This window comes from Leucobacter chromiireducens (genome assembly GCF_003917135.1).
Classification (GTDB): Bacteria; Actinomycetota; Actinomycetes; order Actinomycetales; family Microbacteriaceae; genus Leucobacter; species Leucobacter chromiireducens_A.
On record NZ_RPDI01000035.1, the window covers coordinates 1 to 23,966 of the forward strand.

A 23,966-nucleotide genomic window follows, 5' to 3' on the forward strand; every position below is an offset into this window, starting at 1 on the left:
CGCGCTCGTGCCGGCCCCCGGCGTCGCGGTCGCCGGCCTCATCGCCGGCGGCGCCGGCGTCGGCGCGGCCATCTCGACCTCCGGGGCGGCAATCGCGGCCCTCCGCAACCCCAACCGCGTCTCCGCGACGAGCGGGCTCGTGAACCGGGTGCTCATCACGATCATCCTCGCGATCCTGCCGATCCTCGGCATCACCCAGGGCAGCGTGTTCGGCACCCTCGCGCTCATCTCGCTCGCCGGCCTCGCACTCGCCGTCTGGCTCCCCGAGACCCCGGAGCACGCGGCACCCGTCGACGTGACCACGAGCCTGCAGATCGCAGAGCCCCGCCGCATCACCATCGCCGGCATCGCGATCCTCATCGTGTTCCCGCTCTGGGGCACGAGCGAGGACGCGATCTGGACCATGGCGCCCGTGCTCGGCGACGCTGTCGGTCTCGGCGAGCAGCCGCTCGGCTTCGCCCTCAGCCTCGCGGCGGCCGGCGGCATCCTCGGCATGCTGATCGTGTCGATCTTCGGCGCGCGCATCGGGCGGGCAGCCCCGCTCGCCATCGCGCTCGCGCTCGGCGGCGCGTGCAAGATCGCCATCGGCTACGCCGCCGAGCCGATGCTGCTCGCCGCACTCATCATCGCCGTCAACACGATCTACGCGTTCGCGTTCGCGCTCTTCATCGCCACCGCGGCCGGCCTCGACGCGCGCGGCCGCTGGTCGGGCCCGCTGCTCGGCGCCTACCTCGTTGGCTCGAGCTTCGCCCCGCTCATCGGCGGGGCCCTCATCGAGGGAATCGGGATCCCGGGCTTCGCCCTGATCACCGGGCTCGTCAGCCTCCTCGTCATCGTGCCGACCGTCATGATCGCCCGCGTCTCCGTCGGCGCGGAGCGCGCACTCGCCCGGGCGAGCGAGCGCGAACGCTAGCCGCCGCGCGCCCGCGGCCCATCCGCTCGGCCGTACCGCGTACGATCGCAGCAGACCCACCTTCACCCCCGGGACGCGCCGCAGCGGCACGGCCCCGATCCCCATCGAGAGAAAGCACCGCATATGAGCTCCGAGACCACGATCTACCGCAACGCCACCGTCTTCACCGGCGACGCCGCGGTCACCCCGCGCGAGAGCTTCGCCGTGCGCGATGGGCTCGTGCTCGCCGCTGGCGACCTCGCCTCGGTGCGGCTCGCGGCCGGCGCGGACGCCGCGGAGGTCGACCTCGGAGGCGCGGTCGTCACCCCCGGCATCGTCGAGGGCCACGCACACATGCTCATGCTCGGCGAATCGCTCTCGAAAGTGCAGCTGCGCGACGCCGGCACGCTCGCCGAGGTGCAGGGGCGGCTCGCGGCGGCGCGCGCAGCGGACTCCGACGCGCCGCTCCTCCTCGGCACCAGCTGGCTCTTCGACATCTTCCCCGATGGCGTGCAGCCCACCGCGGCGATGATCGACGAGGTGGTCGCCGACGTTCCCGTCATCCTCGACGCGAACGACCTGCACTCGGTGTGGGTCAACTCCGCGGCGCTCGCGGCGATGGGCATCACGCGGGACACCCCCAACCCGGTCGGCGGGGAGATCGTGCGCGACGCGAACGGCGACGCCACCGGCTTCCTCCTCGAGACCGCCGCGATGACGCACGCGTGGGGCTACCTCGACTCCGTGCGCAGCGACGCAGATCGGGATCGCTACCTCGCCGCCGCGTTCGACGCGTACCTGGAGACCGGGGTCACTGGCGCAACGGAGATGTCGTTCGGCCCGGCGGAGGTGGCCACCTACCGTCGCCTGCTCGACCGCGACGGCCGCCTCCCCTTCCCCGTGAACGCGCACTGGCTGCTCACCGCCTCAGGCGACGTCGACACCGACGTCGCGCAGATCGCGGAGATCGCGCGCGTCCGCGATGAGCTCGCCGCCGAGTACGGCGACGCGTGGCTCCGGATCGTCGGCGTGAAGTTCATCCTCGACGGGGTGATCGACGCGTGCACCGCGACCATGCGCGCGCCCTACGCGAACGGCGCGCTGCCCGGCCCGATCTGGGAGCGCGAGTTCGCGCTGCCCGTCGCGGTCGCGGCGGACGCCGCGGGGCTGCAGCTCGCCCTTCACGCGATCGGCGACGAGGCCAGCACGATCGCGCTCGACATGGTGCAGGAGTGCATCCGGGTGAACGGGCCGCGCGCCGACCGCCGCGCGCGGGTGGAGCACCTCGAGTACGTCGCCGACGACACGATCGCGCGCATGGCGGCGCTCGGCGTCACGGCCTCCATGCAGCCCGTGCACTGCGACCCGGCCGTGCTCGACAACTGGCAGGCCGTGCTCGGCGACGAGCGCGCGACGAACGGTTTCCCGTGGCACAAGTTCCGCGAGTCCGGCGTCGCGCTCGCGCTCGGCACCGACGCGCCCACCGCGCCCCACGTCGCGCCGGACAACCTGTTCATCGCGCTCACCGCGGAATCAGCGCTGGATCGCAGCCGTGCGCCTTACCAGCCCGAGCGGGTGTTCACGCCGGCGCAGGCGCTCGAGGCGCTGACGCTGGGCGCGGCGACCGCGACCGGGCTCGGCGAGGAGCTCGGCCGCATCGCGTCGGGGTACCGGGCGAACATCGCGGTGTGGACCGCCGACCCGCTGGCCGGGGCGCCAGCCGAGCTGCTCGGCACTGGCGCGGCGCTCACGCTCGTCGACGGCGCGGTGGCGCACCGCCGCTAGCCCCCCGGCCCCCGGATCGGGGTCACTTGGGCAGGGTGTCGCACGCCAATCGCCCGCGACACCCTGCCCAAGTGACCCCGATCGGGTGGGGGACGGGGAGAATGGGGGCATGAGCACCGCACCCGAGGCACGCACGGAGTTCAGCTACGTCGACGCGCACGGCGTGGAGATATCGGCGTACGAGTGGGCCGCAGCCGACCCCATCGCGGTCGTGCAGATCGCGCACGGCATCGGCGAGCACGCGAAGCGCTACGACGCGTTTGCGCGCCACCTCACCGCCGCAGGCTTCACCGTCGTCGCCGACGACCACCGCGGCCACGGCGAGACCGGGCGCAGGCAGCACGGCGGCGACCTCGCGAAACTCGGCAAGCTCGGCCCCGGCGGCCTGCGCGCCACCGAGGCCGCGATCCTGCAGCTGACCGACCTCGCCCGCGAGCGCACGCCCGGCGTACCGCTCGTGATGTTCGGGCACTCCTGGGGCTCGCTCATGGCGCAGCGCATCCTCAACGCGCACCCGCGCGCCTGGGACGCGCTCGTGCTCTCCGGCTCCGCATACCGCACCCCGCGGTTCATGGAAAGCGGCGACCTCAACACCGCCTGGGCCGGGGACGAGGCGAACGGCTTCGAATGGCTGAGCCGCGATCCCGCGGTCTCGCGCGCGTTCGTCGCCGACCCGCTCTGCTTCGGAGCGGACATCCTGAAGCTCTTCGGCCTCGCCGACGGGCTGCGGCTGTTCGGGACGCCAGCGCACGGCCTGGATCCCGCGCTGCCGCTGCTCATCACGGCCGGCGCGGCCGACCCGCTCAGCCGCGGGGATGGGCTCCAGCGCCTGGCCGCGGCGTACCGCGCGCGCGGCCTGCGCGACGTGACGCTCAAGCTCTACCCGGACGCGCGGCACGAGATCGTGCAGGAGACCAATCGGGACGCCATTATCGCCGACATCACCACCTGGATGCTCGAGCGCGTCGCAGCCGACTAAGTGGCGCGCCAGCTGGGAAAACCAGTCGCCGGAACCGCGCAGGAGGCGTACCCTGTGAGCATGAGCATGCACGGCGAGTACAAGGTTCCCGGCGGCAAACTCGTCGTCGTAGATTTCGAGGTGCAAGACGGCCTGATCAGCGACTTCCGCTTGTCCGGCGACTTCTTCCTCGAACCCGATGATGCACTCGGCTGCATCAACCGTGCCGTCGAGGGGATGAGCCCGAACGGCACGATCGAGCAGTTCGGTGAGGCCATCCAGGCGGCGCTCCCGAGCGAGGTGCATCTCCTCGGCTTCACGCCGGCCTCAGTGGGCGTCGCGATTCGGCGGGCGATCACGGGAGCCGCGCACTGGCGCGACTACGACTGGCAGATCATCCACGAGCGCCCGATCGCCCCGATCCTCAACGCGGCGCTCGACGAGGTGCTGACGACGGCTGTTGGCGAGGGGCTTCGGGGCCCGACGCTGCGGATCTGGGAGTGGAACGAGCCCGCCGTGATCATCGGGAGCTTCCAGTCGGTGCAGAACGAGGTCGATGAGGATCAGGCTGCCGCGCGCGGTGCGCAGATTGTGCGCCGCATCTCCGGCGGCGGTGCCATGTACATGGAACCGGCAGCCAGCATCACGTACGCGCTCTATGTGCCGGGCGAGCTGGTGCGAGGCATGAGCTTTGCCGACTCGTACGCGTACCTCGACGAGTGGGTGCTCGAGGCGCTCCAGTCGCTCGGGATCGACGCGCACTATAAGCCGCTCAACGACATCACGAGCCCGCAGGGCAAGATCGGCGGCGCGGCGCAGAAGCGGCTCGGTTCGGGCGCCGTGCTGCACCACGTCACGATGGCCTACGACATGGACGCCGAGGCGATGACCGAGGTGCTGCGCATCGGGCGCGAGAAGCTCTCCGACAAGGGCACCACGAGCGCGCAGAAGCGGGTCGACCCGCTGCGCAGCCAGACCGGCCTGCCGCGCGAGGAGATCATCGCGAAGATGATCGAGGTGTTCAAGCGCCGCCACGGCGGCACGGAGAGCGCAGTGACCGAGGGCGAGTGGGACGCCGCTGAACGCCTGGTCGAGCAGAAGTTCGCCACCGAGGAGTGGCTGCGCCGCGTGCCGTAGCGCGGCACCGCTGGATCGCGGAGCGCCCCGCTCCAGGCGCCCGCTAGATCAGCCAGGTGTCGCGGTCGATTTCGAACGCCTCGATGCCGGGTGTGGCGAGGAGCGCTGCGGCGCACGCCCGACTGCACGCAATGAGCGTCGAGTCGAAGCCGATCTCGCTCACGAGCACCCACTCTCGCCCCTCCGGCCACACCACGTTGGGGGTCTGCGGGCCGCCGAACTCGCGCTCGCCGATCCAGGGTGCGCGCTGCGGCCAGTCGGGCCGGGCCAGCTCGTCCGGGCCGGCCGCGAAGCACACGTAGGCACGGTCGGGGAGCTCCAGCCGCTCCCCCACCGCGGCCTCGCGCGGCAGGATCCCGCTCCCCTCGGGCTGCGGCAGCCGGAACAGACCGCGCCAGGCTGCTGCTCCGCCAAACGCGCGGCGACGTTGCACGAAGTCACCGATGCGCGAGGTGAGCCGCGCCCGCACGCCAACGAGCCAGCGCGGCACCCAAGACGGTTGCTCCGACACCACGAAGAACCACCCGACCCCCTGCGCCGACACGAGCCCGCCGTATCCCTCCCAGACCGCGGCGACGCCGGCGTCCGGGGTCCGCGTGTGGCGCACGAGGGCGCACATCGTGGCCGCGAAGGCCTCGGGATCGAGGCTCCCCATCCGCGGCTCTTCGTAGCGCCAGCCGTCCGCAGCCGGACCGTCTCCCTGGGCGCCGAGCACATCGGAGGAGCGCGGCGCATCGGCTGCGGCGACCGCGTCAGCGGTGCCGAGCGCGGCGGCAGCATCGTGCCAGCGCACCGGCTCGGTGACGAAATCCGGAGCGTCGGCCCAGCGCTCCGAGTGGGCGAGCGCCTCCCACTCGGCAAAACTGCCGGTGGCTGGGCGGGTGCGCTCCATCCGGTGCAGGATCCGCACGACCGTGTCGTAGCCGGCTGGCACGATGTCGCCCAGGGCGGTGGCGCGCCGCACGCCGACGTCGGCGTCGGCGTGCGGCGCTGCCGTGTCGAGGCGCTCGGCGAGCCACGCGCCCACCGCACCTGGCAGCCAGATGAACTTCTCGCTCACGCGATGAGCACCACCTTGCCGGTGGTCGCGCGGCCCTCGAGCGCGGCGTGCGCGGCGCCGGCCTCAGCGAGCGGGAAACGCGCGCCGATCCGCACGCTGAGCGTTCCGGCCGCGAGCGCCTCGAACAGCTCGCCGTAGCGCCAGGCGCGCTCCTCCGCGCTCAGGAGGAAGTGCCCGAGCGACGGCCGCGTCACCGAGAGGGATCCCCCGGCGTTCAAGCGCTGCAGGTCGAACGGCGGCACCGGGCCGCTCGCCGCGCCGAAGAGCACGAGCTCGCCGCGCACGCGCAGCGCGCGCAGGGAGTCGTCGAAGGTGTCCTTCCCGACCCCGTCATACACGACGGCGACGCCCGCGCCCGCGGTGAGCTCGCGCGCCCGGTCGGCGAAACCCGCGTAGTCGAGCACGTCGACGGCGCCGGCCGCGCGGCTGAGCGCCTGCTTCTCGGGGCTCGACGCGGTCGTGAGCACGCGCACGCCGCGGGCGGTGAGGAGCTGTGTGAGCAGCAGCCCAACGCCGCCGGCGCCGGCGTGCACGAGCACCGTGTCCCCGACCTTCGGCTGCGCCGCGGATGTCGCGAGGTAGTGCGCGGTGAGCCCCTGCAGGGGAAGCGCCGCGGCGGTTTCGGCGTCGATTCCGTGCGGCACGCGCACCGCGCCAGCCGCAGGGACGACGAACTCCGTCGCGTAGCTCGCGCGCGCCTCGGCGGTGGTGATGAGGTCGCCGACGGCGAAGCCGCTGACGCCCTCGCCCAGTCCGGTCACACGGCCGGCGGCCTCCGCGCCCGGCGTGAACGGGAACGGCACGGGGTAGATCCCGCTCCGCTGGTACGTCTCGATGAAGTTCACGCCGACGGCGATCGTCTCGACGAGGAGCTCACCCGGCCCGGCGTGGGGCGCGGTGACCTCGCGCAGCTCGAGTACGTCGGATCCGCCTGGGGCTTGGGCAACGATTGCGCGCGTCATGCCCCGAGCCTACGCGCTCCCGCCGCCCCGCCCCCACCGGACTTGCAGCGAGTTTGATCCGGTTCGAGGGGGCCTGAGTGGACCAAACTGGCTGCAAGGCGGGGGGAGGCGGGTGGGAAGGGCGCCCCCCCCGCCCGGCCCCAGCCTCTACGCCTTGCGCGTTCGGTGCACCGCCAGCCCGGTGAGCACGAGCCCGGCGAGCCCCCACAGGATCAGGAGCACGGCAGCGCCGCCAGCGCCGGAGGCGCCGGTCGCGATCGCCTGGAAGCCGGACAGCGCGGCGCCGATCGGGCTCGCGTCGCCGAGCGCGGCGAGCGGTCCGGGAACCGTTGAGACGATCCCCACCGCGAACGCGACGACGAGCAGCGTGAAGGCCACGAAGCGGCCGAAGCCGCCGAGCAGCGCCGACAGCCCCTGCACGAGCAGCGCGAACGCGATGCCGGCGAGCAGCGCGAGCCCGAAGAAGCCGGCGCCCTGCGCGAAGTCGTAGCCGAGCGCGATCGGCAGGATCAGGCCGGCGATCGCGCCCTGCGCCGCGCCGAGACCGAGCGCCGGGAAGGCGCTCCGCAGCGTGATGAAGCCGATGCCGCGCGCCGCTTCGCGCGTGCGGCGCCAGAGCGGCGCGAGCACGAGGAACGCGGCGAGTGCGCCGGCCCAGAGGGCGATGCCAGCGAAGAGCGGCACGCCGGAGGCGTTGAACAGCTCGTCGCTGCCACCCTCGGACTTCACCGGCGCGATGGCGGTTTCGGCGAGCTTGTCACGCTGCGCCTCGGTGTAGTTCGGGATCCCGCTCGCGGCCTGCCCGAGCCCCTTCGCGAGGTCGGCGCTGCCCTTGGCCGTCTGCTCGACGCCATCGGCGAGCTTCCCGGCGCCGTCGGCGAGCGCTGGCGTCCCCGCCGCGAGCTCCGCGGTTCCGGAGGCAAGGCCGCTCGCCCCGCCAGCGAGCTCCGAGGCGCCACCTGCCAGTGCTGACGCACCATCGGAGAGCGCGCTCGCGCCCGAGGCCACCCCACCGACGCCGGTCGCCAGCTGAGCGGCGCCAGCGGCGAGCTGCGCGCCGCCGTCCGCCAGTTGCTCGGCGCCGCTCGCAAGTCCCTGGCTGCCCGCACCGTAGCCTGCTGCTCCCGCGGCAATGCCGTTGCTGGCCGCGATGAGCTGATCGAGATCGCCCAAGCCCTGCTGCACCTCCGGCGACTCGAGCGCTGCGAGCCCCTGCCGGAGGACGTCGGCAACCATCGCAGGATCGACGCCCTCTGGGAGCTCGAGCCCCGCGACGATCGCATCGACGTCGATGGCAGCGAGCTGGCCGATCCCCGTCCGCACCTCGGAGAGCGCTCCGCCCACCCCTGTGGCGTACTCGTTGACGCCCGCGAGGTAGTTCGTGAGGCCGGGGTTCTCCGCGGTGCCGTCGCCGGACATGTAGCTGCGCACGCCCGCGGCGTAGCCCGTGAGGCCTGGGTTCTCGGGCGTGCCGTTGCCCGACACGAACTCCGTGAGGCCGCTCGCCAGATCGTTCGCGCCGCCCGCGAGCTGGCCAGCGCCGGAGGCCAGTTCGGACACGCCGCCCGCGAGCTGGCCCGCCCCGCCGGCGAGCTCGCCGGCGCCACCCGCGAGCTGCTGCGCACCGCTCGACAGTTGCTGCGTGCCATCCGAGAGCTGCTGGGTGCCGTCGGCGAGTTCCTTCGCGCCGCTGGAGAGCTGCGTGCCGCCGTCCGCGAGCTTCGTCGCACCGTCCGCCGCGTCGCCGATGCCGCGGTGCAGCTCGTTCATGCCGACGAAGACGCCGCCGACGAACTGCTCGCCGAGCTGCTGGTTCAGCACGCTCGTCGCGGTCTGGGTGACGGCCTGCGACAGCGCCGTGTCGATGAGGCGACCGCGCTCGCTCTCGCGAATGTCGATCGTCGCGGTCTCCGCGTCGTCGGGGTCGCCGGAGATCGAGGTGGCGGCGGCCGAGAAGTTCTCCGGGATCGTCACGACGGTGGCGTACCGCCCGTCGGTGAGCCCCTCCGCCGCGTCCTCCTCGTCGGTGAGCACCCAGGTGAAGTTCTTCGCCGGGTCGACGGCGTCGTCCTTCGCGGTGTCCGTCTGCTCGGCGGCACCGGCCCCACCGCCGGCGTCGATGAGCTCGCCGGCGAGCACGCGGCCGAGCGGCACGAGCTGCCCGTCGAGTTCGACGGGCTCGTCCAGGTTGACCACCGCGGCGGTCACCGAGTTGAGCCGCTCGGTGGGATTCCAGAGGCCCCACAGCAGCACGCCGGCCACGGTGAGCGGCACGAGGATCAGCCCGAGCAGCGTGGTCCAGCGGACGGGCTTGCGCCCGGACAGCCGGGCGAGTGCGGCGCTCATCGTGCGCCTCCTTCGAGGATCGGGGTGGTGGGTGCGTGTGCGGGGGCTGCCGGTGCGTGCGCGTGATGAGCGGCGGGATCCGGCGCAGGCGCAGGGTCCGGCGCGGCGTCGGCCGGGCGCAGGATGCGGGCACCAGCGGGGAGCACGCGCTCCGCGATCTCGCGCTCGCCGAGCACCACGAGCACCAGCTCAGCGATCTGATCGTGGCTCGCCTCCGCGGCGCGCGCGGCAAGCCCGGATCGCATTGCGTCGACGGTCTCGAGCGGGATCGGCCCGTCCGCCGCGCTGCGCAGGTCGAGCAGCAGGAGCGCCGGGCGGTCGGTGAGCGCGTCGCGCAGCGAGTCGGGGGTCGCCCAACCGGAGCGCGCGCGCAGCGATCCCGCACGCTCGGGGAGCAGCAGGCCGGCGACCTTCGCCGTGCCGCGCACCACCGGTGCGCGGCCGACGAGTGCCGAGGCGAGCGGCACGCTCACCGGGTCACGCGGGTCGAGCAGGAGCACGTCACCTGCGTCGAGGCGGAGGTCGGGGATCGCCCCGACTGCGCCGACCTGCGCGCGCTCGGTGGCGATCACGGCGCCCGGCCGATCGCTCGGCCAGTCGGCGTGCGCGAGCTCGCGGGCGAGGCCCTCGCCCTCCACGTCGAAGGAGGGGAGCACCTTCGCGAGCCAGCGCGGCATCTGCCACGCCCGGTCGCCGAGCAGCGCGAGCACCGCTGGCACGAGTGTCATGCGCACCACGAACGCGTCGACGAACACGCCGACGGCGAGGCCGAGCGCGATCACCTTGATGCTCGGATCGCCCTCGGGCACGAAGGCCGCGAACACCGCGAACATGATGAGGGCTGCGGCCGTCACGACCTTCGCGCTGCCGACAAAGCCGCGCTGGATCGCGGTCTGCGCATCGGCGCCGTGCACGTACTCCTCGCGGATGCGGGCGACGAGGAACACCTCGTAGTCCATCGCGAGGCCGAAGAGCACGCCCATCAGGATGATCGGCATGAAGCTGAGCACGGGACCGGCGTGGTGCACGTTGAGCAGATCGCCGAGCCAGCCCCACTGGAACACGGCGACGACCGCGCCGAACGCCGCGCCGACCGAGAGCAGATACCCGAGCGTCGCCTTGATGGGCACCCACACGGAGCGGAACACCATCGCGAGCAGGATCAGCGAGAGGCCGACCACGAGGACGCCGAACGGCAGGAGCGCCTGGCCGAGCAGGTGCGAGACGTCGATGCCCACCGCGGTGAAGCCGGTGACCGCGAGGCTGACTCCGTATTTCTCCTCCCATTCGTCGTGGTGTGCGCGCAGTTCGGCGACGAGTTCCTCGGTGCTCACCGACTGCGGCCCGTCCTCCGGCACGACCTGGATGATGCCGGTGTCGGCGTTCTGGTTGGGGGTGGCGAGCGGCACGTCGGCGACGCCGGGCAGCGCGCGCACCTCGTCGGCGAGATCCTCCATGAGCCCCAGCGGGTCGGTGCTCGTGATGATCGAGCCGGTGAGGATCAGTGGGCCGTTGGCGCCCTCGCCGAAGTGCTCGCCCGTGAGCTCGTACGTGACGCGCGCCGGGTCCTCCTGCTCGAGCGTCTCCGCACCCGGCAGCGCGAGGCGCAGATCAAGGGCCGGGATCGCTGCGGCGCCGAGGCCGACGAGCACCACGAGGATCGTGATGATCGGCTTCGCGACCGCGACGCGCACCCAGCCGCCGAAGAAGCGGTCGGCGCGGCTCGGGCCGTTGGCCGCGGGGCGGGCCGGCGCGGCGTTGTCGGCGCTGTCGAGGGTCTCTCCCGCGGCCTGGGCGGCGAGCGCGGCACGTTGCTTCTTCGGGAGGATCTTGATCCCGGCCATGGCGAGCACCGCCGGGGTCAGCGTGACGCCGATCAGCACCGCGACCGCGACACCGGCCGCCGCCGCGACGCCGAGCGCGGTGAGGAACGGGATCCCTGCGACGGCGAGGCCGAGCAGCGCGATGATCACCGTGAGGCCGGCGAACACGACCGCCGAGCCGCTCGTCGCGGTGGCGCGGGCGATCGACTCCTCAACGCCCAGCCCGGATCGCAGTTGCTCCTGGTGGCGGCTGACGATGAAGAGCGTGTAGTCGATACCGACGGCGAGGCCCAGCATGAGCGCGAGCATCGGCGTGGTCGAGGTCATCTCCGCGAACGCGGTCGTCACGAACAGGCCGGCGATGGTGACGCCGACGCCGAGGATCGCGATCAGGAGCGGCATCCCGGCCGCGACCAGCGAGCCGAGCGTGAACAGCAGCACGATGAACGCGATGGCGACGCCCAGCGCCTCGGTGACCGTGAAGCCGGGGATCGCGACCGAGAACAGGTCGCCGCCGTACGAGACCTCGGAGCCGGCGGGGAGGGCGTCGCGGAGCTCATCGCTCGCGGCGGCGATCCCGTCGCTCGTCTCCGCAGGCGCGTCGCTCTGCGTGGCGTCGATCTGAATGGTGAGGAGTGCCGCCCGGCCGTCGTCGCTCAGGCCGCTCGCCCCGAGTTCCGCGAACGGATACGACACCGCGTTCACCTTCGGCAGCTCGGCGAGCTCGTCGGCCACCGCAACGATCTCGTCCTTGATCGGGCTGTCCTCGACGCTCTGCCCCTCGGGGGCGACGACAATGATCGTCGCACTCGTGCCGCTGACCTCGGGGAAGGTGCGGCCGAGCGTGTCGATCGCGGCCTGCGATTCGGTGCCAGGGATCGTGATCGGTGCGTTGGCGCCCTGCGAGAAGAGCGCGGCGCCAACGCCGAGGAGCGCAAGCAGCGCGATCCAGAGGATGAGCACCAGCTTGCGTGCGCGAATGGCCCAGCGGCCGATCGCGTACAGGAGGGTCGACATGAGCGGGAGGGGCCTTCCGGTCGCTAACGGGTTCGATACACGAGTGCATCCGTTTCGATACACTAATGTATCGATGCCTGCTCGGAGCAGGCTGAACGTGAGAACATGGAGGCCATGATGTCTTCACCCGAGAGCGCCGCGCACGCCGAAGCGCCACCCAGCGCGCGGCGGCAGGAGACCCGCACGCGCCTGCTCGACGCCGCGGTCGAGGTGTTCGCCGAGGAGGGGCTGCAGGGCGCGTCGGTCGAGGCGATCAGCGCGCGCGCCGGCTTCACGCGCGGTGCGTTCTACTCAAACTTCGAGAGCAAGGAGCAGCTCTTCCTCGAGCTCCTCGCCCGCGAGTTCGACCGCCGCGCGGAGGACCTCGCCGCGAAGGCGCAGGAGCTCGCGCCAACGCTCCGGGAGCGCGCCGGCTGCGTCTCCCCGACGGAGGCCGCCGGCTACATCGTCGAGTTCTTCTCCCCCTCGGCGGACGCGACGGCCTGGTTCGTGCTCGAGGCGGAATTCCTGCTGCTCGCGATGCGGGATCCGTCGCTCGCGCCAGGCCACCACGAGTTCATGGCCGGCTTCTACACGAGCATCTCTGGCGTGGTGGAGCGGGTGATCGCGGCGGCCGGGCGGCGCTTCGTGATCCCGGTCGAGCGCGCGATCCTCGTGCTGAGCGGGGTCTACGAGCACGCCCTCCGCACCGCGGCGCTCTCCGGCGCGGACCCGACAGACGCGTTCACGGAGCTCGGCGAGCGCCTCGCGGAGCTCCTCTTCGCCCTCACTGAGGAGGAGTAGGGCGAGGACGGGCGCGCTGCGACGCCCTCACCCCGGTCTCAGACGAGCAGCGACAGGGGCTGCTCGATCCGCTTCGTGAACGCCGCGAGCCACTCCGCGGCGAGCGCACCGTCGAGCACCCGGTGGTCCGCGGAGAGCGTCACCGTCATCATGGTCGCGACGCCGAGGCTCCCGTCCGACTCAACCACCGGGCGCTGCTCAGCGGCGCCAACCGCCAGGATCCCAGACTGCGGTGGGTTGAGAATCGCGGCAAACTCGCTCGTCCCGTACATTCCGAGGTTGGAGACCGAGAACGACCCGCCCTCGAGCTCCTGTTGGCGGAGCTTGCCTGCGCGTGCGCGCTCGGCGAGGTCGCGGATCGCGGCCCCGAGTTCGCCGACGGACAACCGCTCGACGCCGCGCACCACCGGAGTGAGGAGCCCGCCGGGAACCGACACGGCAACGGAGATGTCGACGCCGGAGAAGCGTCGGGTGGCTTCCTCGGTCCAGATCGCGTTCGCCTCGGGAACGTCGCGGAGGGCTGCGGCCACGGCCTTCACCACCAGATCGTTCACCGAGACGCGGGTGCCCTCGACGGCGTTGATCTGCGCACGCAGCGCGATCAGCGCATCGACCCGGCAGTGGGCGACGAGATAGAAATGCGGCACGGTGCCCTTGCTCTCGGTGAGGCGTCGCGCGATAGCCCGGCGCATCCCCGTGTGCGGCAGGTCCTCGAACGCGGCCCCCGGCGCGGACGTTGCGCCGCCCGGGGCGGCGGGCAGTGCATCGACGCTGACGGGAACCTCGGGCGCAGCGCTGCGTGACGACGCGGCTGTTGGGCCGAGCGCCTCGATGTCACGGCGCACGATGCGGCCGCCAGGCCCGGTGCCGCGCACCGCGGCCAGGTCGAGGTTCCGTTCGCGGGCGAGCTTGCGCACCAGGGGGCTCGCGAACACACGGGCTCCCGGCTCCACCGGTGACGCTGGCCGTGCGGAGTCGGAAGCCACGTCGACGACGATCTGCGCGGCCGACTCGACGTCGCCCCGATCGCCCGTGGCGGCCGCTGCGGCGGCCACACCCCCGCCGGATTCGGCGAGCGCGGCCTCGATGGATTCACCATCGACGGCAAGTACCGCGATCGGGGTCCCCACCGGTGCGCTCGCGCCCGGGGCGAGCAGCGTGCCGGCCAGGGTGCCAGCGGACTCCGCTTCGAACTCGACGGTGGCCTTCTCCGTCTCGATCTCCGCCAGGGGCTGCCCCACCTGGACCGGCTCGCCGACGGCGACAAGCCAGCCGGCGATCGCTGCGGCGTCGGTTCCCGTTGCGATCTCGGGCATGCGAACAATGATGGCCATCAGTTTCCTCCCATTGCCTGGCGCACGCGCTCAAGTCCGGCAACGACTTCCTCGGTGCCGGCGATCGCCGCGCGCTCGAGCACCTTCGAGATGCTGGGGCTCGCCTCACCGCCGGTGACGCGTTCGATCGGCTGATCCAGCCAATCAAAGAAGCGCCGCTGGATCTCGTCCGCGAGCCACGCACCGTAGGCCGGCCCCTGCGCCCCCTGTTCGACGATCAGCACGGCGTTCGTCTTGCGGATGCTCTCGCCGATGGTGTCCCAGTCGAGCGACGCGCGGTCGAGCCACCGCAGGTCGATGACCTCGGCGTCGATCCCGGTTTCGTCGACCGCGGCGAGCACGTGCTGCACCATCGAGAGGTAGCTGAGCACGGTCACGTCACCACCTGCGCGACGAATCGCAGCACTGCCTGGCGGAATGATGTAGTCGAGCTCCCCTGCTGGCACCCGATCCGGCACCCCGTAGAGATCCATGTGTTCGATGACCAGCACCGGGTCGTCGAGCGCGATCGCGGCGTTCAAGAGCCCGACGTAGTCGGCCGCCGAGGAGGCGGCGACGATGCGCCACCCCGCCTGCGTGGCGAAGATCCCTGCCGGGTCCATAAGGTGCTGCGACCCGTACCCCGATCCCATCGCGACCTTCGTACGGAGCACGAGGGGAACCGTGTTGTTGTTGCCAAACATGTGGCGCGCCTTCCCAGCCTGGTTGAAGACCTGGTCGGCCGCGACCCACATGAAGTCCGGGTACATAAACTCGACCACGGGCCGGATCCTGCCGTCGAGCGCCGCGCCCGTAGCGAAGCCAAAGAACGCGTTCTCGCTGATGGGTGTGCCAATCACTCGGTCCGGACCGAACTGCTGCGCGAGCCCCTTCGTCGCGCCGTTCGTGCCACCACCGAGCCGATGCACGTCCTCGCCGAGCACCACGACGCGAGCGTCCTCCGCCATGCGCCTGGCCATCGTCTCAGCCACCGCGTCGACGAACTTGATGTCACGCCACTCGCCGCCGGCCTCAGCAGGCTCGCGGGCTTCGAGCGAGTCGAGTTCGCTCGCATCGCCGCGGACCCCAGCGTCAACCACGCGCGGGTCTGGCCACAGTGCCGGCACGATCCGGCGCTTGCCCTCGCGTTCGGGATCCTGCTCGACCACCTTGGCAGCCGCGTCGGACATCGCCTGCTGCGCTTGATCACGCACCCCGTCGAGTTCGGCTTCACTGACGTGGCCGAGCTCCAGCATCTTCCGAGCGACGAGCGCGAGCGGGTCGCGGGCGCGCCACTCACGCTCCTCGTCCTTCGTGCGGTACCCGAACGCACTGCCGGGGAACGGGCCGTTCTGATGGAAGAAGCGATAGACCTCAGCCTCGATGATGGCGGGGCCGTCGCCGCCACGCATGCGGGCGAGCGCCTCCTGCGTCGCGAGGTGCACGGCGAGCGGATCCATACCATCGACGCGCCAGGCCGGGATCGAGAACCCCTGCCCACGCACGGAGAAGCGCGTGTCGACGGACGCCTCGCTCGCGTGCGTGGACACCGCGTAGAGGTTGTTCTCGATGAAGAACATCACGGGCGTCCGCCAGGTCGCCGCGAGGTTCATGGACTCCAGTACAGAGCCGATCTGACTGGACCCATCGCCAAAGTAGTTCACCGTGACGTCGTCGGTGCCGGCGAATCGCTGCGCCCAGGCGTTCCCGCCAGCGAGTGGCGCGCCGCCACCGACGATCGCGTTCGTGCCGAGCGCGCCGGCTTCCAGCCACTGCAGGTGCATCGAACCGCCGCGCCCACCAGAGAACCCAGCGGCGAGCCCGAGAATCTCGGACAGCGTGCGGTCGAGCATCGCCTGCATGGGCGCGTTGACGAGGCTGCCCAGCGCGAGCTGACCGCCGGCGACGTGCGTGATCGCTTTCGCGAGGAACTGATGGTGCCCCCGGTGCGAACCGTTCACGCCGTCGCTGGAGCGGAGCGTCAGAATCGAGCCAACGGCACCGCCCTCCTGGCCGATGCTCGAGTGAGCCGGTCCGTGGACGAGCCCCGCCCCCGCCAAGTCGAGTACGGTCTCCTCGAACGCTCGGATGAGGTGCATTTCGCCGAGCATCGTCGCGAGCAGCTGTGGATCGGCCTGCTTCCAGTCCGCGTCGGTGGTGGTCAGCTCGACCCAGGGCACCCCGGTGTCGAGCTTGCGGCGTTTGGGCATGTGTCTCTCCGTCTGCGCGTCAGCGCTGGGCTTGGGGGCGCATCCGAGTCAATTCGGACACGCTTCGATCAGCAATTGGATACATTAGATCACTTTTCCACGAACGCACAACACGGGATTCGCCGCGGGTCAACTGCGCCGCTCCCTCCGACTCTCCGGATTGTTCCGCGTTTTACTCAGCTGATTTCCCCCACATTTCGCGAGTTTTTCCACTTCGTGTCTTGCGCATCCCCCGCGGTGGGGTATGGTGGCACCTCGGAGCATTTGGATACATTGATGCGATTGCTCGCTCGCGGACAGGCCCGCGACCCAGGCAGAGGCAGATCGCGCACGAATTCGCAAAGGAGCACTCATGAGCGACACCACCTTCGACTTCCGCCAGAAAGTTGCGGTCATCACCGGCGCGGCCGGTGGGATCGGCAGCACACTCGCCGAGCTCCTCGTTCGGTCCGGCGCACACGTGGTACTCGCGGATCTCGATGCCACCGCCGTCACTGCCCGTGCCGCTGAACTCTCCGGGCTCGCCGGCACCGCCGTCGGCGTCGCGTGCGACACCGCGGACCCGGACAGCATTGACACGCTGGTCGCGTTTACGCAGAGCGAGTTCGGGCGCATTGACGCGCTCATCCCGTCAGCTGGCATCTACCCCGAGTCCCTCGTCATCGATACCGAAGATGAACTGTGGCGTCGCGTGCAGAAGATCAACCTCGAGGGCGTGTTTCTGCTCACGAAACGGGCCATCCCACTCATGACAACGGGAGCTGCAATCGTCAATCTCACCTCCGTCGCTGGCCACCGAGGAAGCCTGGGGCACGCACACTACTCGGCAAGCAAGGGCGGCCTCATCGCGTTCACCCGCTCGCTCGCGCTGGAACTCGGGCCAAGCGGGATCCGCGTCAACGCGGTGTCCCCCGGGATCATCGACACCGCGATGACCGCTGATACCCGCGCGACGCAGGGGGAACAGTGGATCGCGGCGACCCCGCTCCGCCGCGACGGCACCGCGGCCGAGGTCGCTTCGACGATTGCCTTCCTGCTCAGTGACGCAGCGAGTTTCATCCACGGGGAGGTCGTGCACGTCAACGGCGGTCTCTTTCTGGCGGGCTAAGGCCCCGCACCTCTGTGATCATCACCGGCGCTCATCACGAAAGGATCCCCATGAGCTCATCGCAGACCGCCGCACCCGCGGCGGCACCCCCGACACCCGAGCAACTCAAGAACGCGCGCAACGCTGCAACGTCTGGCTTCGTTGGCACCACACTCGAGTACTACGACTTCTACATCTTCGCGACGGCGGCAGCGCTGTATCTCCAGCCGTTGTTCTTCCCAGCGGAAGGCGGCGCCGGGCAGATCTTCGCGCTCGCCACGGTTGGCGTCTCGTACGTGACGCGCCCGCTCGGCGCGATCATGTGGGGCTGGCTCGGCGATGTCCTCGGGCGGAAAACCGCGCTCATGGCCTGCATCGTCATGATGGGCGTCGCAACATTCATCATCGGGATCGTGCCAACCTATGCAACTATTGGCATCTGGGCGCCCGTGCTGATCGTACTCATGCGTTTGCTCCAGGGGCTCTCAGCCGGCGGAGAATCACCCGGCTCGGCATCACTGTCGATGGAGACAGCGCCGGAACACCGTCGCGGCTTCTTCGCGAGCTGGACGATTGCCGGGGCGACCGCCGGTCTCGTGCTCTCTTCTGCCATCTTCATCCCCCTGAACCTGCTCCCCGAAGAGTTCATGCTGTCCTTCGGCTGGCGCATCCCCTTCCTGCTCAGCATCGTCGTGACCGTCGTCACGGTCTTCATGCGCCGCCGCCTCAAGGAGCCAGAGGTGTTCGAGGAAGCTCAGGCCCAGGAGCAGACCGTCAAGGTGCCACTGTTCCATCTGGTGAAGAACTACCCGCTCACGATGCTCCGCATCGCTGGCATGGCACTCTTCCTCTTGATGGTCGGCCTGTTCAGCACGTTCTCGCTGTCCTATGGCACCCAGGTCGCGGGAATCTCGAACGGAGAAATGCTCGCACTCATCACCGTCTCGAACCTTGGCACGCTCGTGATGATCCCGCTTCTCGGTCATCTCTCCGACCGCGTCGGTCGGCGCCCGGTGTTCATCGCTGGGTGCGCGGGCATGATCGTGCTTGTCATCGCCTACTTTGCGGCGCTCTCCCACGCGAGCCCGGGAAACACCTGGCTTGTCTGGGTACTCGGGATCCTGCTTATGTCGTTCGCGTACGCCGGCGCCAACGGAATCTACCCCTCGTTCTTCCCCGAGCAGTTCCCGGCGCAGGTGCGCTACAGCGGGATGGCGATCAGCCTGATGCTCGGCCTCGTGATTGCGGGCTTTGCCCCAGCCATCGCGCAGACAATCAACGGGGACACGAACAACTGGCTCGGAGTTTCTCTCTTCGCGGCCGCCGGGATCGCTATCTCGGCCGTCTGCGCCTTCTTCACGCCGGAGACCGCACGGATCCCGACGGCTGATCTCGGACTGCGGACACGGAAGTAGGCCAGCACCGTGAGCACGATTGCCCGTCCTCGCCCCGTCGCCCTCATCACCGGTGGTGCCGCGGGACTCGGCCTGGCCTGCGCAGAGCGCTGGGTGTCCCAGGGCGGCGCAGTGGTGCTCGCCGATCGCGCCGCGGAACCCCTCCGCGGCGCGATCGCCCGGCTCGGAGCTCGAGTCGCACGCGGTGTCGTGTGCGACGTCACCGATACGGACTCAATCGATGCAGCGGTCGCGAGCGTCCGTGCCGTCGAAGCGCGGCTTGACACCGTGATCAATTCGGCTGGGATCGCGCGACCCGAGGCGAGCGATCGTATTTCCGACAGCGCGTTCAGCGCGCTCCTCGATATCCACGTGACCGGCACGATGCGGGTCTGCCGCGCGGCATACCCGGCACTCCGGGACACACGGGGGAACATCGTCAATGTCGCGAGCGTCGCCGCGTTCGCTGGGATGCCTGGCCGGGCCGCCTACACCGCGGCGAAGGCAGCGGTCACCGGCCTCACACGAACGCTCGCCGTTGAGTGGGCCGCGAGTGGCGTGCGCGTCAACGCGATTGCCCCGGGGTACGTGCGCACGGCACTCACCGATCAACTTATCGAGCGGGGCGAGCTCAACCCGGCACCGATCCTCGCGCGCACCCCGCAAGGGCGTTTCGCCGAGCCGCACGAGATCGCTGCCGCCGTCCAGTTCCTTGCAAGCCCAGACGCCTCGTTCGTCACCGGGCACACCCTGCTCGCCGACGGCGGGCTCACTGTGGACGGCGATTGGTACTGAGGCGCCCATCGTTCGCGCACCGAGAACCGCTACGATCGTTGAGGAGCACACGGCTCCTGCAGACCAGCCAATGGAGCGCCCAACGATGACGGCTCGACCCGCACGCTCGATCAGCGCAAGCGAGCGCGTTGCCTCGGACCTGCGCCTCATGATCCTCGCCGGCGAGATTCTGCCAGGCGAACGAATCGTGCAGGAGGACCTCGCGGAGCGCTTTGGCGCGAGCCGGCTCCCCGTGCGCGACGCGCTTCGCCTCCTCGAGGCAGAGGGCCTGGTGACTCTCGTCGCGAATACCGGGGCCTGGGTCGCGAAGCTCAGCCTCGAGGAGTGCGAAGAGGTGTACCAGATCCGCGAACGCGTTGAACCCCTCCTGCTCCGGATGAGCGTGCCAGGCCTCAACCCGGCAGTGATCTCGCGGCTCCACGAGCTCGTCGTGGCGATGCGAGAGACCGACAGTATCGAGGAGTTTCTCCGCCTCGACCGTGACTTCCACAGCCTGAGCTATTCGGGGGCGCAGACAGGCATGCTCGGCGACTTCGTTGCACGACTGTGGAACACCACCCAGCACTACCGGCGCGCTTTCTCACAGATCTATGGCGTGCACACGAACCGTGCGGTGCACCTGGAGCACGAGTTGCTCGTGCTCGCGATTGAGCGCGGCGACGTCGACGAGGCCGAACGCATAATGGGTGCCCACATTCGTCGCACGCGCCTCAGCCTCGCGCAGCACCCGGAGATCTTCCAGGAGACGAGCGCACTCAGCTAGCAGTCCCATCCGGCTCGGTTCGCGTGTCCCAGAGCTTCACCCGAGCGTCGGCCTCGTACGCTTTGCCGTGCGGAAAGCTCACGAGCTCGAATTGCATTCCCCATGGAGCAAGGAAGTACACCCATCGCTGTCCCGCGCTTGCTCCCGAACTCGCGGTCGGGTTGCCGAGCACGCGCACGCCGCGCGACCTGAGGAACTGCACAGCAACGTCGAGGTCATCGACGTAGAAACCGACGTGGTGGCCGCCAACATCACTGTTGCGCGGTGGTTCGGTGGCTGCGTCGCGAGCCTCATACTCGAAGACTTCGAAGTTCGTGCCGTTGCCGCAGCGGTAGAAGCGGATCTCGCGCATGACGGTCGCATCGTCGACATTGAGGTGTTCGCTCATCCAGGTGCCGTTCGGCAGAAACGGGCCGAGGCTGTACACATGGACGCAGCCGAGGATCTCGGTGAAGAACTCGTGCGCCTCGGCCATGTCAGGCACAGTGACTCCGATGTGGTCTGCGCCACGCAGCCCAGGCAAGCTCATTTCGTTTCCTCTCACCAACCGCGAAGCGCCGGGAAACGCGCTCTCACGGACACGACAATTGTATCCAGCGGCAGTGCGAAGCCGGTGTTCATCAGCGGCGAAGTGCGCGATGGTGGGGCAATCGGATACAAAGAAAGTCCGATCCTGCGTATTCCTAGATCCCAGCGGCCGCCGCGACCGGTCGGCCGTTCGTCCCGGCGAACTGGCGCCGTGCCGGGTAGAATCGATCCCGTGCTGCTTTCTGACCACGACATCAATGCCGAGCTCGCGTCTGGCCGAATCCAGCTGTCCCCGAGCGACGCCTCGATGGTGCAGCCCTCCAGCGTCGACGTGCGCCTCGACCGGTACTTCCGGCTGTTCGACAACCACAAGTACGCCGTCATCGACCCCGCGGAGGAGCAGCCCGAGCTGACCCGCCTCATCGAGGTCGATCCGGCGGAGGGCTTCATCCTCCACCCCGGCGAGTTCGTGCTGGGGTCCACGTACGAGCAGGTCGGGCTGCCCGACGATGTCGCCGCCCGCCTCGAGGGGAAGAGCTCGCTCGGTCGGCTCGGACTGCTCACGCACTCGACCGCCGGGTTCATCGACCCCGGCTTCGAGGGACACGTGACGCTCGAGCTCTCAAACGTTGCCACCCTGCCGATCCGCCTCTGGCCAGGCATGAAGATCGGACAGCTCTGCTTCTTCCGCCTGTCCTCGCCAGCCGACCGGCCGTACGGTGCCGGCGCGACCTATTCGCGCTACCTCGGGCAGCGGGGGCCGACGGCGTCGCGCTCGCACCTCAACTTCCACCGCGCCGACGTCACCGGCACGGAGGCTGGCGCACCCGGCGCGTAGCGCCGCACTGGCGCACGCTCAACACGCACGCACGCACACGAGCGCGCTCAGCCAACGCAAGCGATTCGGCGAAGACAAGCCGTTCGCGCCGGACGGAGCTGGGTTTCGCCGAATCGCTTGGGATGCGAGGTGGGGCAGCCAATCAGGCGGCAAACTGATCAGGCGGCAAACCAGCCAGCACACCCCCAGCTAGCGCTCGGCGATCTTCCGGTCGCGCTTCGCCTGCGCGGCCAGCATCTCGTTGTAGGCGACGAGCTCGGCGTCCCCTGAGCGGTCGGCCGCGCGGTCCTTGCGCTTCTGCTCCTTGTCGTCGCTGCGCGACCACTGCACGGCGACCACAAGGGCGAGGGCGAGCGTCGGCAGTTCGCCGATCCCCCAGGCGATGCCGCCGCCCGTCGATTGGTCCTCGAGCGGCGTTGCGCCCCACGTGCGTCCCATCGCCCCGTACCAGTCGGCGAGCATGAGCGCGTCGCCGGTCATGATGGTCACCCCGAAGAAGGCGTGCGAGGCCATGGTCGCGAACAGCGTGACGAGGCGCAGCGGGTACGGGAAACGGTACGGCACGGGGTCGATCCCGATCATGGAGAGGCTGAAGAGGTAGCCCGAGATCAGGAAGTGGATGATCATCCACTGGTGGCCGAGGTGCTCGGCGGCCGCCCACCGGGCGATCGGCGTGAAGTAGAACACCCACAGCGAGCCGGCGAAGACGACGGCGGCGACGGCCGGGTGCGTGATGAACTTCGAGTAGGGCGTCTGCACGGCCCACATGATCCACTCGCGACCGCCCCACGAGCCGTCGTGCCGCTTCTCGGTGGCGCGCAGCGCGAGCGTCACGGGCGCGCCGAGCACGAGCAGGAGCGGGATCAGCATGGTCAGCGCCATGTGCGCGAGCATGTGCGTGGAGAACAGGTACTGCTCGTACGCGTTGAGCGCCCCGTTCGTCGTGTAGAACAGGAACGCGATGCCCAGGATCCAGGGGATCGTGCGGCCGATGGGCCAGCGGTCGCCGCGTCGGGCGAGCCGGATCACGGCGCCCAGGTACAGCGCGAGCGCGAACACGCAGACGAGCGCCCACGCGAGGTCGAACTTCCACTCGGTGAAGTAGCTCATGGGGGTGAGCTCGGGCGGGAGCGGGTCGCCGGTGAGCCACTCGGCCGGGCTCACCTTCCCGCCGCCGTCGCGCGCGGGCTCGAACGACACGGGGGTCGCTGTGCGGCCGAGCGCGCCGGCGACACCGCTCGCGATCCCCATCACGGCGAGCTCGGCGGTCACGAACCAGGCGAACGCGCCANGACACGGGGGTCGCTGTGCGGCCGAGCGCGCCGGCGACACCGCTCGCGATCCCCATCACGGCGAGCTCGGCGGTCACGAACCAGGCGAACGCGCCACGGCCCCGATCCGAATCCGCGATGCGCGGGATCAACCGCGTGCGCTGGATCGCGCCGAACACGCCGAGGGCGACGAGCGCCGCGGTCTTCAGCATGACGAGCTGCCCGTAGCCGGTGCCGAAGAGCGCGTCGACCGTGCCGACGCGCAGCCAGGCGCTCACCACGCCGGAGGCCGCGACGCCGATGAAGGCGAACAGGGCCAGCGTCGAGTAGCGCGAGGTCAGCACCGCGAGGCGCGGGCGATCGACGACGAACGCCACGAGGATGAGCGTGAGCAGGCCGCCGAGCCAGACGGCGGCGCCGACGAGGTGGACGAGCAGCGAGTTGACCGCCTGCGAGTGCCCGGAGGCGCCTGCGGCGTGCCCCTGCTGCGCGAGCGGCAGGGCGGTGACGAGCGCGGCGACGAGCACGAGCAGCGTGAGCCTGCGCCCCCGGATGGCGAACGCGAGCACCGTGGTCGCCGCGGCGAGGAGGAGCTCGATGAGCCACAGCTGGCCGAGCTCAATCTCCGTCACGAACTGCGCGAGCCCGGCGCCGAACGTCGCGTCGCCGGAGAAGGGGAGGCCCGACACGTCGACGTACGTGAAGATCAGCGTCGCGGCGCTCGCAACCGTCAGCACGGCGGCCGAGCCCGCGGCGAGATCGAGCGCGATGCGGGTCTCCGGCTTGTCGCTCGCGAGCGCCCACACGGCCATCACCACGGAGCCGATCAGCCCCGCCATCGCGATGTTGACGATGGTGCGCGCGGTGGGCATCGCGTAGCGGATGAACGCGCCGGGATCCGCGAGGGTGCGCTCCGCTGCCGCCCCGCCAATGGCGAGCCCCACGAGCAACGCAGCGAGCGTCGCCGCAAGCAGGATGGCAGGGGCGAGAACACGCAAATACCG

At 70.3% G+C, this 23,966-nt stretch carries 19 protein-coding genes and 1 pseudogene; 11 read left to right on the plus strand and 9 right to left on the minus strand.

What is annotated here, in order from left to right; translation table 11 throughout:
• The 4 genes from EGM46_RS12945 to EGM46_RS12960 form a co-directional block, all read left to right on the plus strand.
• The coding region (locus EGM46_RS12945) for an MFS transporter (protein ID WP_125100554.1) at positions 1-913 on the plus strand (913 nt) is incomplete at its 5' end.
• Between the two features lie 123 nt (positions 914-1,036).
• Positions 1,037-2,677, plus strand: coding sequence for an amidohydrolase (locus EGM46_RS12950; RefSeq protein ID WP_125100555.1), 1,641 nt, complete (start codon positions 1,037-1,039; stop codon positions 2,675-2,677).
• Between the two features lie 109 nt (positions 2,678-2,786).
• Positions 2,787-3,656, plus strand: coding sequence for an alpha/beta fold hydrolase (locus EGM46_RS12955; protein WP_125100556.1), 870 nt, complete (start codon positions 2,787-2,789; stop codon positions 3,654-3,656).
• 66 nt (positions 3,657-3,722) lie between these two features.
• Entirely contained in the window at positions 3,723-4,772 is a 1,050-nt protein-coding gene (locus tag EGM46_RS12960) for a lipoyl protein ligase domain-containing protein (RefSeq protein ID WP_125100570.1), read from the plus strand.
• A gap of 43 nt (positions 4,773-4,815) precedes the next feature.
• On the opposite strand, the gene EGM46_RS12965 is transcribed toward EGM46_RS12960, so the two are convergent.
• From EGM46_RS12965 to EGM46_RS12980, 4 genes are all read right to left on the minus strand, one after another.
• On the minus strand, positions 4,816-5,832 hold the full coding sequence (locus tag EGM46_RS12965) for a hypothetical protein (RefSeq protein ID WP_125100557.1): 1,017 nt from the start codon (positions 5,830-5,832) through the stop codon (positions 4,816-4,818).
• Positions 5,829-6,794 carry a quinone oxidoreductase family protein gene (locus EGM46_RS12970; RefSeq protein WP_125100558.1) on the minus strand — a complete coding sequence of 322 codons (966 nt, stop codon included), beginning with the start codon at positions 6,792-6,794 and terminating at the stop codon, positions 5,829-5,831. The genes EGM46_RS12965 and EGM46_RS12970 overlap by 4 nt, the downstream gene beginning before the upstream one ends.
• A 147-nt stretch (positions 6,795-6,941) precedes the next feature.
• On the minus strand, positions 6,942-9,140 hold the full coding sequence (locus EGM46_RS12975; RefSeq protein ID WP_125100559.1) for a YhgE/Pip domain-containing protein: 2,199 nt from the start codon (positions 9,138-9,140) through the stop codon (positions 6,942-6,944).
• The gene (locus EGM46_RS12980; protein ID WP_125100560.1) at positions 9,137-11,980 is read right to left on the minus strand and encodes an MMPL family transporter; all 2,844 of its coding nucleotides are present in this window, start codon (positions 11,978-11,980) and stop codon (positions 9,137-9,139) included. The genes EGM46_RS12975 and EGM46_RS12980 overlap by 4 nt, the downstream gene beginning before the upstream one ends.
• A 117-nt stretch (positions 11,981-12,097) precedes the next feature.
• Here EGM46_RS12980 and EGM46_RS12985 point away from each other — a divergent pair, with 117 nt between their 5' ends.
• Positions 12,098-12,763: a TetR/AcrR family transcriptional regulator gene (locus EGM46_RS12985; protein ID WP_125100561.1), complete on the plus strand. Its 666-nt coding sequence runs from the start codon at positions 12,098-12,100 to the stop codon at positions 12,761-12,763.
• A 38-nt stretch (positions 12,764-12,801) separates the two neighbouring features.
• Here the strand turns inward: EGM46_RS12985 and EGM46_RS12990 are convergent, their stop codons facing one another.
• Positions 12,802-14,097 carry a dihydrolipoamide acetyltransferase family protein gene (locus EGM46_RS12990; protein WP_125100562.1) on the minus strand — a complete coding sequence of 432 codons (1,296 nt, stop codon included), beginning with the start codon at positions 14,095-14,097 and terminating at the stop codon, positions 12,802-12,804.
• A complete protein-coding gene (locus tag EGM46_RS12995; protein WP_125100563.1) occupies positions 14,097-16,286 on the minus strand; it encodes an alpha-ketoacid dehydrogenase subunit alpha/beta in 2,190 nt (729 codons plus the stop codon). Before EGM46_RS12995 ends, EGM46_RS12990 begins: the two co-directional genes overlap by 1 nt.
• A 352-nt stretch (positions 16,287-16,638) precedes the next feature.
• Here EGM46_RS12995 and EGM46_RS13000 point away from each other — a divergent pair, with 352 nt between their 5' ends.
• From EGM46_RS13000 to EGM46_RS13015, 4 genes are all read left to right on the plus strand, one after another.
• A complete protein-coding gene (locus EGM46_RS13000) occupies positions 16,639-17,394 on the plus strand; it encodes an SDR family NAD(P)-dependent oxidoreductase (RefSeq protein WP_125100564.1) in 756 nt (251 codons plus the stop codon).
• 50 nt (positions 17,395-17,444) lie between these two features.
• On the plus strand, positions 17,445-18,788 hold the full coding sequence (locus EGM46_RS13005) for an MFS transporter (RefSeq protein ID WP_125100565.1): 1,344 nt from the start codon (positions 17,445-17,447) through the stop codon (positions 18,786-18,788).
• 9 nt (positions 18,789-18,797) lie between these two features.
• Positions 18,798-19,562 (plus strand): SDR family NAD(P)-dependent oxidoreductase, encoded by a 765-nt coding sequence (locus EGM46_RS13010; protein WP_125100566.1) that lies wholly within the window; start codon positions 18,798-18,800, stop codon positions 19,560-19,562.
• Positions 19,563-19,647: 85 nt separating this feature from the next.
• Positions 19,648-20,325: a GntR family transcriptional regulator gene (locus EGM46_RS13015; protein WP_125100567.1), complete on the plus strand. Its 678-nt coding sequence runs from the start codon at positions 19,648-19,650 to the stop codon at positions 20,323-20,325.
• Here the strand turns inward: EGM46_RS13015 and EGM46_RS13020 are convergent.
• Positions 20,318-20,854: a VOC family protein gene (locus EGM46_RS13020; RefSeq protein WP_125100568.1), complete on the minus strand. Its 537-nt coding sequence runs from the start codon at positions 20,852-20,854 to the stop codon at positions 20,318-20,320. The genes EGM46_RS13015 and EGM46_RS13020 overlap by 8 nt on opposite strands.
• Positions 20,855-21,085: 231 nt before the next feature.
• Here EGM46_RS13020 and dcd point away from each other — a divergent pair, with 231 nt between their 5' ends.
• On the plus strand, positions 21,086-21,691 hold the full coding sequence (gene dcd, locus EGM46_RS13025; RefSeq protein ID WP_125100569.1) for a dCTP deaminase: 606 nt from the start codon (positions 21,086-21,088) through the stop codon (positions 21,689-21,691).
• Positions 21,692-21,880: 189 nt separating this feature from the next.
• On the opposite strand, the gene EGM46_RS15020 is transcribed toward dcd, so the two are convergent.
• Both EGM46_RS15020 and EGM46_RS15150 read right to left on the minus strand, forming a co-directional pair.
• The gene (locus tag EGM46_RS15020) at positions 21,881-22,963 is read right to left on the minus strand and encodes a cytochrome c oxidase assembly protein (RefSeq protein ID WP_241156343.1); all 1,083 of its coding nucleotides are present in this window, start codon (positions 22,961-22,963) and stop codon (positions 21,881-21,883) included.
• Positions 22,964-23,066: 103 nt separating this feature from the next.
• Positions 23,067-23,240: pseudogene (locus EGM46_RS15150) on the minus strand (CopD family protein); the annotation flags it as partial.
• 109 nt (positions 23,241-23,349) lie between these two features.
• On the opposite strand from EGM46_RS15150, the gene EGM46_RS15030 reads away from it, so the two are divergent.
• Positions 23,350-23,841, plus strand: a complete 492-nt coding sequence (locus EGM46_RS15030; RefSeq protein ID WP_241156344.1) for a hypothetical protein — start codon at positions 23,350-23,352, stop codon at positions 23,839-23,841.
• Positions 23,842-23,966: the final 125 nt, after the last annotated feature.